Here is a 10334-nt window from a genome sequence, read left to right on the forward strand (position 1 = left end):
TGAAGCCTGACCGCGGCTGATAAAGACGTCCCCTGCCGTCCGCGGTCCGGTCCCATGAATAGGTCCACTCATCCAATTTGCCGACAATATCCGCAACAATGAAGCAGTAGAAAACGGTATCATCCTTCAGCTTTATGGGTCTCCCTTTGACGTCAAGCTTGCCGCCTTCGAGCAATCGTCGCACGTAGCGCTCGACTTGATGCTGGGGGTTTTCCTCTGAGGCGTAGCTTGTTCGCCCGGGGCGCTTGAACTCGACAAGTAGCACCCTTGACGGATCCTCTGTCTGACGGAGCCCATGCACATGATCGAAGATCAGAACATCCGGACGCTCTTCGCTGGCGACGGCGTCGGAAAGGTTTTGGAATTCCGCATCGGAGCTAAAATACTGAGCGAACGTCAAGCGCTCGTCGATGATCCAAAGGTCGTGTGAGGATGCCGGAACGACCTTTCTGCTGCCATTGGTCAAGGTGTTCACCCGCAGCGGGCAGATGAAGGAATGCAAGATGTCTTCGCGCTGATAGCTGCTGTCGCGCGTGTCGTCACGAACTTTCTCGAGGAGGATTTCGATAAAATCGAGCACGACCTTTCGGCGGACGATATATTCAGTGAGGCTCTTTTGCTCCGCCTCTTCGATCGCCTTACCGGCAGCCTCGATGGCGCCGGCGAACGTGTTGACGTCGACTGATGGCTCCTTCAGGCGTTCGAGCACGGTACGAATTTTTTCTGCCTGTCGTTGGTCCCTTCGATACCGTTCACGCGAAAGGTGGCCGAAGATGGCGTCATCGTTCAGTTCGCCAGAGGGGAGTTTCTCCTGTAGTTCATCGACATCACCGAAGGCGACTGACGGATAGGATTCGGTAATCGCCTTGACCCTTGTTCGCTGATCCTGTCGTAATGACTGCAATGGCTCGGCCAGAAACTTCTCGATGTGAGGAGTACAAACGTCATTTACGATGCGATCGAGGATGGCATCTTCGAACTGGAACTTGGTTCGCTCCTGGTTGACATTGTCGTCTAGGTATTTACCTGTCAGTACCGCATGAAACACCCGGTCCTCGTTCGGTCCGAAATATTTCAGCCCAAGCTTACCGTCGATCTTCTGGGAATGGACGGTGCGGTCGTGGGCAATAAAATGAACGAAGTGCGACCCCTGCAAATCCGCGCTCGCGATCTTGTCGCACTCCATCAGTGTTAAGGTGAGCGGCCCGTAGTCGACGGTCGCAATGTTCTCGATGGTCTCACGGCGATGGATAATTGAGTTGATCTCTTCAGGGTAGTGACGAGTCTCGTCTCCACAATGGACTGTGATTTGAGGCGAACGGCTTCCGATAAACGTCGGCAGGAAATGAGATGTGAAGTGCTGGAACACATACGCGGGTCTGCCAGGGAACTTCGCGCGGTAGCCGTTGTCGCGAAGCCCGCTGAACTCGACCATCACGCCGGTTTCGGGCGCTACACCGTCAATACTGCTTTCTTCATAGTCCTGAATCTGCTCGGACCGCGATAGAACGAAGCGGAATTTCCGACGCGTGCCTCGACCATTCTCCTGCGATTTACTTGAGACGCTGATCGCCTCAAAAGAGTCTAGCCAGAGAAGTCTTCCAACACCTTTGCCGCCACGGGCAATCTTGTTGTCGGTATCGGTTGTGGTGAACGCCTCGTAGTTCTTCGAATCGAGCCCGATACCATTGTCTTCGACGATGATCTTGGCAGGCGCCTGCCGACGAGCCATCGTCAGAGTGACGACGATCTTGCCGTTGGTTGCGACGTTCTCCTTGAAGCGATCTTGAGTGCTATGGATTGAATTGCTCACCGCCTCAAAAAGAGGCTGCATAGCATCAGCCGCGTTGCCGGGTTTGGGAAGGCGATCGATTCTTTTGACGAGATTTGATTTCAATGACGGCATTTTATTTCCCCCGAGCATCTACAACTTTATGCAGCAATCGATTTTTCTCGTCTATCGCCAAAGAAGAGCCACCAGTAACTCACTGAAACCTATTCTTCTTCTGAATCGCCTTCGGCCTGAGCTTCTACGGCGACTTCCGTTTTGCTCAGCAAACCCGCATCTTCGAGCGCTTCGATGTTCGGCAGGTCGCGCAGCGTCTCCATGTCGAAGGTGGAAAGAAAGTGCGTTGTCGTCACATAGGTATAGGGTGCACCCGGCGTCGGGCTGCGTGGCCCGGAGCGGATGAACCCTGCGCCACGCAGATTACCCATGACGTCGCGACTGACTTCCTTGCCAAAAATCTTCGACAGTTCGCCTCGGGTGATCGGCTGAAAATATCCCACCGCCATCAGCACCATCGCCTCGAACTCCGACAACATTGTTGCCGTGCCGCGTGTTGGAGCAGCTGACGCTTGGATGGTGTCGGCGAACCGCGGCCGGGTTCGATGCTGCCAACCGCCGGCGACCGACACCAGTTCATAGGGCCGGCCTTGCAAATCCTCCCTGAGATCATCGATCAGCAGATCGATGCTGCACTCCTTCCCCACCACCCGCGCCAGCGTCTCTCGGCTGACGGGCTCGGCCGAAGCAAAGATCACCGCCTCGACCCGCATCATCCATTCCCGCCAGCGCATCTCCGCCGGGAACTGATCCAGTTCACGATCATAAAGAAGTTCGTCTGCGGCGTTCGCCTTTCGACGAGATGGTTCGAGTGCAGGAGATCCGGCCATGATCACAATCCAAAAATTCGGAAGGCGGAGCGGCCGGAGAGCTCGCGCACCGCCTCGAAACTTTCCAGACGCTCGAACAGCCGGTGGGCTGCCCAGCGCGACAGTTTTGAGCCCGGCGCCGACGCCGGCACGGCATCTTCGGTCAACAACCTGCGGATCACCGGCTCAGCGCCCTTGGTCCGCACCTTTGGCGCCACGGCCAACAGCCGCGCGGCCCGCCGATCAATCTCGACGGCGGAGCGGAGTGCGTCCTCGACGCCATTGACCAGCGCCAGGCAGATCGCTTTCGGATAGGCTGGCTCCCCCGGCCGGACGCGACCGCGGCCACCGATGGTGCGGAAGGCGGGGCCAAAGCGCTCAGGCAATAGTATGGGCACCGGTTTTGGCCAGTTCAGCTGGCGGGCCAGGACGACGTCGGCCAGCCCAAGGGAGAGCACCTCGGCGTCCGGACGAAGGGTCGAAATCGCCGATACAAGCTCGGCAACTGCGAGGGGTGCCGCCCGCCCGGACTGGATCGCGGTATCGATCAACTCCGAAACCTGGACAAGGCTATCGTCCCACCTCATCCCCAGCAGCGCGGCAAGCTCCTTAACAAAGGGGGTGGTGATCGTCCCGGTTCGACGCACCAGCATTCGCGTGGCCAAAAACATGTTGCCGGCCGGTCCGGGATCGTCGCCGGGCTGGGTGAGCAAAGCCGCATCGCGGATCAGAATTTCGTCCTCACTGCGGCCGAACATCCGGGCAGCGACAGCAGCGGATTTGAGCGCAAGGCGATCGCGCCAGCAGCCGAGCCATGGCGGGTCGGTGCGGATCAGATCGTCGAGCGATTTCAGAGCGATACCGGCGGCGAAGGCCGCATCGGATTCGCTGGTGTCGTGAGTTCGTTGTCGCGCCCAGCCTGGCAGACGAGGCGTCCAACTATGGATGATTGGAACGGGAGGCGCGAGCGAATCCATAAGCGAAGCATAGAGTACGTGCGCGGTTTATACCACCATTATCTCAATTAACCGCACGCCCTGTCGGCAAGACAAAACGTCCGATAATCTTGCATTATCGGACGTATTCCTCATTATAAGGAAATGCGGCCAAATTCCCGCAATATGACTCAGCAAGCTTGGTCTCTAGTCTTTCCAGCGTACGAAAAAAATGATAATTACGGCTAGACAGCCTAGCTAGATTGGAGTGAATGGATGGAATGGCAGCTACAGGACGCCAAAAACCAATTCTCTAAAGTGGTACAAAAAGCGCGATTTGAAGGGCCGCAGGAGATCACCGTGCGTGGGGAGCGCACAGCGGTCGTCTTGTCCGCTGAAGACTATGACGACTTGCGCGCAGGACGGCCGACTTTGGTCGACGATCTGCTGACAGGCCCCGCTTGGGATGAGACCTTCACTGACGCGGTCGACGCGCGAGCCAAGGTCTCAAGCCGCGACGTGGCCTTCTGATGTATCTGGTGGACACGAATATCGTCTCGGAGGCAAGACGGGGCACACCCCAAGCAGTATCGTGGCTGCGCTCGGTCAATCCGCTCAGCGTCCACTTGAGTGCGCTTACACTTGGTGAGATCATGCGCGGCATTGCCCTGAAACAAAAAACGGATCTTAGGGCTGCAGCTCATCTTGCCGAATGGCTGCGAAAGTTGCGCCACGATCATGCTGATCGCATCCTGACGGTGACCGACGAGATCGCAGTCGAATGGGGCCGCATTTCCGCGATCCGTCCCCGCGGCGACATCGACGGGCTGATCGCAGCCACTGCTATAGTCCATGATCTGATCCTCGTCACTCGCAACGTCAAGGACTTTGAGGACACAGACGCCACTGTGATCAATCCATGGGATGTTTGAGATGAAAGAAACAGTCGAGGAACAGCGCGTGGCGGACGGTTCTCCTATTTCGCGAACCGAAATCCCCTCCCCTGCCCCTCACCCAGGGGCCGGCCTGCCGGCCCACCTCCAGAATCTCACCGATCGGGCGCGCGGCTATGTCGAGGCGGCCAGTTCTATCAATACACGCAAGGCCTATTCATCGGACTGGAAGCATTTCTCCGCCTGGTGTCGGCGCTCCAATCTTTCCCCGCTCCCCCCGCAGCCGCAAACGGTCGGTCTCTACATCACGGCATGTGCCTCGGGATCCGTGGACCGTGGAGCCAAGCCAAATTCCGTTTCGACGATCGAGCGCCGCCTGTCTTCGATTTCCTGGAACTATTCCCAACGCGGCCTGGCTCTCGACCGCAAGGATCGGCACATCGCAACTGTCATGGCCGGTATCCGCAACAGCCACGCCAAACCGCCGGTGCAGAAGGAAGCGGTCATGGCAACCGATATCATCGCCATGATCGAAACGCTCGATCGCGGCACCCTGCGCGGCCTGCGCGACCGGGCCATGCTGCTGATCGGCTACGCCGGTGGATTTCGGCGCTCGGAGATCGTTGGTCTCGATCTTAAAGCGGATCAGACCGAAGATGGTCGCGGCTGGATCGAGATCCTCGACAAGGGCATGCTGGTGACGCTTCGCGGCAAGACCGGTTGGCGTGAAGTCGAGATCGGTCGTGGCTCGTCCGACGCCACCTGCCCTGTCGCCAACGTCGAAACGTGGATCAAGTTCGCCAAACTTGCGCATGGCCCGCTCTTTCGTCGGGTTACCGGACAGGGGAAGTCCGTTGGGTCGGAGCGCTTGAACGACAAGGAAATCGCCCGTTTGGTCAAGCGCACAGCCATGGCTGCCGGCATTCGAGGCGACCTGGCCGAGATCGAGAGACAATTCAAATTCTCAGGGCACTCCCTACGCGCGGGTCTTGCCTCGTCTGCCGAAGTCGATGAACGATATGTGCAGAAGCATTTAGGCCACGCTTCAGCGGAGATGACCCGCAGATATCAGCGGCGGCGGGATCGCTTTCTGATCAACCTGACCAAAGCTGCTGGTCTATAAAGGCCATCCGGCGGGTCGCAAAATTACCAACTTCGTGACCTGGCAAACGTCGAACGCAGAATTGAAACAAAATCGCTACCTCCGCGAAACGCAGCCTGATACAAGGAGGGTACATGTTGTCGGTTTGTGCGCTTCGCTATTCTAAAGCGTAGCGTACTGGTCGAAACGGGTCTGCCGCCGGAGCGGCTGGAAATCGAACTGACGGAATCGACCATCTTCGCTGATCGTGAACGCGCACTGCACTCGTTGCGCCAGATAAAAGGACTCGGCGTGAGTGTTGCGCTCGATGACTTTGGGACGGGCTATTCATCGCCCGACACACTGCGCGCTTTCCCCTTTGATAAGATCAAACTCGATCGCTCATTTATGAGTGAAAGCACTCCACAAATTAGAGCTATCATCCGTGCGGTACTAGCGATCGGCAAGGTTACCTGCTCGGCCGACCGGGCCCTCTGCAGGAAATCCTTGATTCCGGCCAAATCGCGCTTTCAGGCTCGCGGGCATTTAACGAAAAGCCCACCATTTCGACCGGACAGTCGGGATAAGCAGCAAGGCAATCCTTCACGAAGCGCGCCGTTGACCTCTCATGCGGTCAAGACCGCTTCAGAACGCGGAAACGATCGGCAACTAATGGTGTGCGGAGTTCTCGGACGGATCTGTGAAGATATGGGCACCAGACGTTAACGCGGCGCTATCCGCTGCGTATTTGAAAATTTCCTCTCGAAGGCATTATTGGACATTTGCTCTTTATATTGATAACGACCCAAATCATCGAGCAAAACAGCGAATATCACGTCGAGGACCCACTAGCGCCGTCTCTCGACACGGCGGCTGGGCAAGATGTTTCGGCACCGGCGGTGTTGCATGACGGCCCCCTCCCCTCTCTTACCGTCTAGGACCCTACGCCTGTCCATCTAGCCGACCTCACTGAGCGCGCACGCGGCTACGTCGAGGCGGCGAGTTCGGCGAATACCCGCAAGGCTTATGCCGCAGACTGGAAGCATTTTGCCGCTTGGTGTCGGCGGTCCAATCTGTCTCACCTCTCCCGCACCCGAAAACCGTTGGGCTCTACATCACGGCCTGCGCTTCCGGCACGGCTGAACGGGGTGCAAAAGCGAACTCTGTCTCGACCATCGAACGCCGCCTTTCCTCACCCTCTTGGAACTATACTTGATCGGTTACGCGCGTGTGTCAACGGACGAACAAACCACGCAAGCGCAGGAGATGGAACTTCGTTCTGCCGGCTGTGCCTCGATCGTTCAAGAATACGGGTCTGGCGCTTCCCGCAACCGACCGGCTCTTGCTAAACTCGTCCTGGAAATCGTCGCGGGCGACACCCTCGTCGTGGTCAGGCTCGACCGCCTGGCGCGTTCCGTCAGTCATTTGCTAGAGGTAATCGACGCTCTGACGGCAAAAGGCGCGCATTTCCGGTCGTTGAGAGATCCGATCGACACTTCGACGCCGCAAGGCATGTTTTCGCTCCAAGTCCTCGGCGCCGTGGCTCAACTCGAACGCGCGCTGATATCCGAGCGCACGAAGGCAGGTATCAGCGCCGCGAAGGCAAAGGGTAAGAAGCCGGGCAACCCTGGGATCCGAGAATGCCTCCCGGATGCACTGGCGAGGATGATCGCCACTCGGAAGGCAGCCTACGGTGATCGCGTCCAGGCGACGGACAATCAATGGATTCCAACCTTACTACGCATGCGTCCCGACCACAGCTGGGACGATATCGCGTGCGTCCTGAAGCAGCGCGGGTTCGACTGGACGCCAGAACGTCTTCGCCGCGCCGTGAAATGAATGGTGGCCGAAGGCATGGCGGATATCGCGTGGCTGAAAAAATCGCCGCCGCGCCTCCCGGAAGACCGGCTTATGACGCTGGTCGCAGGGATTCATCCCTCCAACTCTGAACGCACTTTGCGTGAGATCGCAAGCCAGTTGGAACGGCTTCATGAGCGTACGCGGCGTGGTGGCACCAAATGGTCTCCTTCGTCGGTCAAGAACCTGATCAATCGCGCGCGAAGATCCAGCACCGCTCCCGGTGCAGCCCGAACAAGCCTAACCGGATATTCATTTCGGCCTCGACTTGCCGAGAGTTCTCAGCAGCGCATCGGATGCCCGCAGCCCTGATCCATTGTCGGCCGTCTCGTTCAACGCGGGCAGCCGATCGTCAGCCTTCACCTTCTGCGCATCAAGTTTAGCCCGCAGCAGTGCCATGATCATCGGCCACGTTGAGAATTTACCATCACGGGCTCGATCTGTCAGGTTACGCAAGTATCCGCCTGCCGATCCAATCTGGTCGGCCTTCTGATAGATCGCCGCAAGCGTGATTGCCGCATGCTGCTCGCCCAGCTCATCGAGTGCTTCCCGCCAGGCGCTCTGGCTGATACCCAGCATCGGCCGAGCAAGTTCGACAGTCGCCAGAAAATCGCGCCAATGGCGGATTTCGCCACCCTGAGCCAGTTCCAGCACGCTCGGGCAGGCATTCAGCACGATTCCTAATGGCAATTCCCGCTTCGGCAGGCTTCGCACGTTGTCGAATTCCTCAACCGTGCCGCCCGCTTCTGGTTTATTTCCAAAGCCGTATTCAGATTCAGGTATAGAGTCTGGTTTTGAATTCTGTATGTGACGACCAAAATGGGACTCATTGGCGTCCTGAATCTGTGTTTTTGCGAAAGATTCCAAGACGTCACGGATTTCTATGTACAGCGCATGAAGACCGATGCAGATCTCCTCCACAAGCTGTCTTGGTGCGGAGCGTGGTAGCCTGCCGATAATCGCTTGATACACCTGCTGCACTCCGCACCAGTTGCCGGGAACGCCCTCTTCGATACCCGCATCGATCAACTTCACGATATCACGGCGTAACAGCGTCAGCCGCTCCTTCGCGACACGGAAGGCTTTCTTCTCAGCCTGGATCGCTTCGGCCATATCTCTGAATTCTTTGGCGCGCGCCACGATCGGAGACAGATCGAAGCCGTAGGCCTGCTCGATTTCGCCACCCCTGCCCTTACGCGCGAAGCGTTTACCGTTCGGGCTATCGCGCCTGATGACCAGGCCGCACTCCACGAGAACTGCAAGATGCCGACGCAACGTCGTCGCCGGCATGCCATTGGCGCGTGCCGCTAGCTGTTCGTTGGATGGCCATACAATGATTTCACCATCGCCGGTAAGCGTTGTCTCGGGATGAAAGGTCAGCAAGGCATTGAGGATCGCAAGCGAGCGATCCGTTGCGCCGAGCAGTTCCCTCGCCTCCCGGATATTCTGGAACACATGCCATTTATTTGCGGTAGCGTCAGGCGCCACGGCCTTTGCTGACATCTGACTTGAAATCTGGCCGAGAGTCATCGGCCGCCGCCCAAAGGGCGTCGTTGATAAATGCGTCTGCATTTCCTTGTACCTTTGTTAGGCAAAAGAAATCAGCTCGTCGAAACGATACTTTCCCTCACGGGACTCTTGACTGGGATTCCTGAAAATGCGATTCTCTTAGCTGCGAGACTATAGAGAAGGTCTTCCGGAACGCCGTTTCGGGGGCCTTTTTCTTTTGCGGTTCATTTCATCTCATCTGAGTGAACCTCGGATCGATGGAAATTGGGTTATTGGTCGAGCTTCTCCCCATCCGTTGTTTCTATGAATTGGGCATACAGACGGTCCAACTGGTCAGCAACGAATTCGCCAAATGCAGGCACCAGTTTTTCGTCAAAAATCAAAGCCGTTCGTCCGGTATCTTTTTGGATTACAGCCGCCTTTTTACCTTTGGGCATGCTCCAAGCTTTCACGCTCTTTGAAGGTTTTACCGCAGGTTTCAAAACAGCCTTGAGAACAAGAGAAAAGCGGGTGTCGCTATCGGACGTCCGGAATAGCTCAGATTCAAGCACCCCACCAATTGCGTCCGCCGCTTTGGAGTTCGCGAGACCTTCTGCAAGTGCAACCCAACGCGACCGGCCAGCTTTTGACGCGGGACCTATTTGTGTAGCGAGATCCAGCGGTATAGCTTTGGCCACAGCTATATAGCGGCTAAGGTCGGCTTTGTCGGTCGATAGTGCCGCAATGACCGTTGGCCGATCAAACCCGGCCTCTTCAAGGCGCAGGGCAAAGAACGCCTTCTCAATGAAGGAGAGGTCGGCACGATCAAGATTCTCACGCCCCTGTGCCACGACCAGTTCGCGGTCCGTGAGATTTCGGACAATTGCGGAAACCTCTCTTCGTAGATTGGCGGCTGCGCGCAACCGCCGTCTGCCATACACGATTTGATATCGACCGGTGGTCTCAGGATGCGGGCGAACAAGGATTGGTACTTGCTGCCCATCCTGTGAAATGCTCGCTTCAAGTTGATCGAACTTCGGATCGACGTCAACGGGGAGGCGGTCCGTGATCTGCGACCCGTCAATCATGGACGGATCCAAAGACACGACGGTTTCACCCGCAGCCAATTGATCCTGCAACCGAGATGCGGCTTTTGCTCCCTCGGCCATCACTTGCAGCGAAGAACCCATCGCAGAGATCGCACCAGTCCGAACGCGAACGGCCGACTTATCGATGGATGGCCTTTCCGTCGAAGGTTGCTTCTTGAGAAACAGCGAGTCAATTGCGTCTTTACGGCTCATGATAAAAGTCTCTTCGGTTTGGCGTTCTGCCATGGCCCCTCTGAAGCAAGCGCCGATCCGTTGGGAGCTCCCAACAGGACAATGTGACCGCGAACCGGCCAGCCAGCGTGGCCTTCCTCAAGTG

The 10334-nt window shown here is 57.2% G+C and carries 8 protein-coding genes and 3 pseudogenes; 6 read left to right on the forward strand and 5 right to left on the reverse strand.

What is annotated here, in order from left to right:
* The 3 genes from T18_RS24260 to T18_RS24270 all read right to left on the reverse strand — a co-directional run.
* Window positions 1-1906 (reverse strand): ATP-binding protein (locus T18_RS24260; protein ID WP_210187547.1); only part of this gene is annotated, 1906 nt, incomplete at its 3' end.
* Window positions 1907-1995: 89 nt separating this feature from the next.
* A complete protein-coding gene (gene scpB / locus T18_RS24265) occupies window positions 1996-2676 on the reverse strand; it encodes an SMC-Scp complex subunit ScpB (RefSeq protein WP_010892458.1) in 681 nt (226 codons plus the stop codon).
* Window positions 2677-2678: 2 nt separating this feature from the next.
* Window positions 2679-3632, reverse strand: a complete 954-nt coding sequence (locus T18_RS24270; protein WP_010892457.1) for a DUF1403 family protein — start codon at window positions 3630-3632, stop codon at window positions 2679-2681.
* A gap of 234 nt (window positions 3633-3866) precedes the next feature.
* Here T18_RS24270 and T18_RS24275 point away from each other — a divergent pair, with 234 nt between their 5' ends.
* From T18_RS24275 to T18_RS24300, 6 genes and pseudogenes are all read left to right on the forward strand, one after another.
* Window positions 3867-4121: a type II toxin-antitoxin system Phd/YefM family antitoxin gene (locus T18_RS24275; protein WP_040132270.1), complete on the forward strand. Its 255-nt coding sequence runs from the start codon at window positions 3867-3869 to the stop codon at window positions 4119-4121.
* Window positions 4121-4522 carry a type II toxin-antitoxin system VapC family toxin gene (locus tag T18_RS24280; RefSeq protein ID WP_010892456.1) on the forward strand — a complete coding sequence of 134 codons (402 nt, stop codon included), beginning with the start codon at window positions 4121-4123 and terminating at the stop codon, window positions 4520-4522. The genes T18_RS24275 and T18_RS24280 overlap by 1 nt, the downstream gene beginning before the upstream one ends.
* Window position 4523: 1 nt before the next feature.
* The gene (locus tag T18_RS24285) at window positions 4524-5606 is read left to right on the forward strand and encodes a site-specific integrase (RefSeq protein WP_080864007.1); all 1083 of its coding nucleotides are present in this window, start codon (window positions 4524-4526) and stop codon (window positions 5604-5606) included.
* Window positions 5607-5756: 150 nt separating this feature from the next.
* Window positions 5757-6032: pseudogene (locus T18_RS28055) on the forward strand (EAL domain-containing protein); the annotation flags it as partial.
* Window positions 6033-6463: 431 nt separating this feature from the next.
* Window positions 6464-6774 (forward strand): annotated as a pseudogene (locus tag T18_RS28060) (integrase); the annotation flags it as partial.
* Window positions 6765-7733: pseudogene (locus tag T18_RS24300) on the forward strand (recombinase family protein). The pseudogenes T18_RS28060 and T18_RS24300, both read left to right, overlap by 10 nt.
* Here the strand turns inward: T18_RS24300 and repC are convergent.
* Both repC and repB read right to left on the reverse strand, forming a co-directional pair.
* Window positions 7674-8993 (reverse strand): plasmid replication protein RepC, encoded by a 1320-nt coding sequence (gene repC / locus T18_RS24305; RefSeq protein WP_010892452.1) that lies wholly within the window; start codon window positions 8991-8993, stop codon window positions 7674-7676. The pseudogene T18_RS24300 and the gene repC sit on opposite strands and share 60 nt — an antisense overlap.
* 206 nt (window positions 8994-9199) lie before the next feature.
* Window positions 9200-10210 (reverse strand): plasmid partitioning protein RepB, encoded by a 1011-nt coding sequence (gene repB, locus T18_RS24310; RefSeq protein WP_040132353.1) that lies wholly within the window; start codon window positions 10208-10210, stop codon window positions 9200-9202.
* Window positions 10211-10334: the final 124 nt, after the last annotated feature.

The organism is Rhizobium sp. TBD182 (genome assembly GCF_001950375.1).
In the GTDB taxonomy this organism is placed as follows: Bacteria; Pseudomonadota; Alphaproteobacteria; order Rhizobiales; family Rhizobiaceae; genus Agrobacterium; species Agrobacterium tumefaciens.

Excerpts from the sequence above, each read along its gene's own strand:
- repB (WP_040132353.1), bottom strand. The coding sequence starts at position 10,210 with ATGAGCCGTAAAGACGCAATTGACTCGCTGTTTCTCAAGAAGCAACCT.
- T18_RS24275 (WP_040132270.1), top strand. The coding sequence starts at position 3,867 with ATGGAATGGCAGCTACAGGACGCCAAAAACCAATTCTCTAAAGTGGTA.
- scpB (WP_010892458.1), bottom strand. The coding sequence starts at position 2,676 with ATGGCCGGATCTCCTGCACTCGAACCATCTCGTCGAAAGGCGAACGCC.
- T18_RS24280 (WP_010892456.1), top strand. The coding sequence starts at position 4,121 with ATGTATCTGGTGGACACGAATATCGTCTCGGAGGCAAGACGGGGCACA.
- T18_RS24285 (WP_080864007.1), top strand. The coding sequence starts at position 4,524 with ATGAAAGAAACAGTCGAGGAACAGCGCGTGGCGGACGGTTCTCCTATT.
- T18_RS24270 (WP_010892457.1), bottom strand. The coding sequence starts at position 3,632 with ATGGATTCGCTCGCGCCTCCCGTTCCAATCATCCATAGTTGGACGCCT.
- repC (WP_010892452.1), bottom strand. The coding sequence starts at position 8,993 with ATGCAGACGCATTTATCAACGACGCCCTTTGGGCGGCGGCCGATGACT.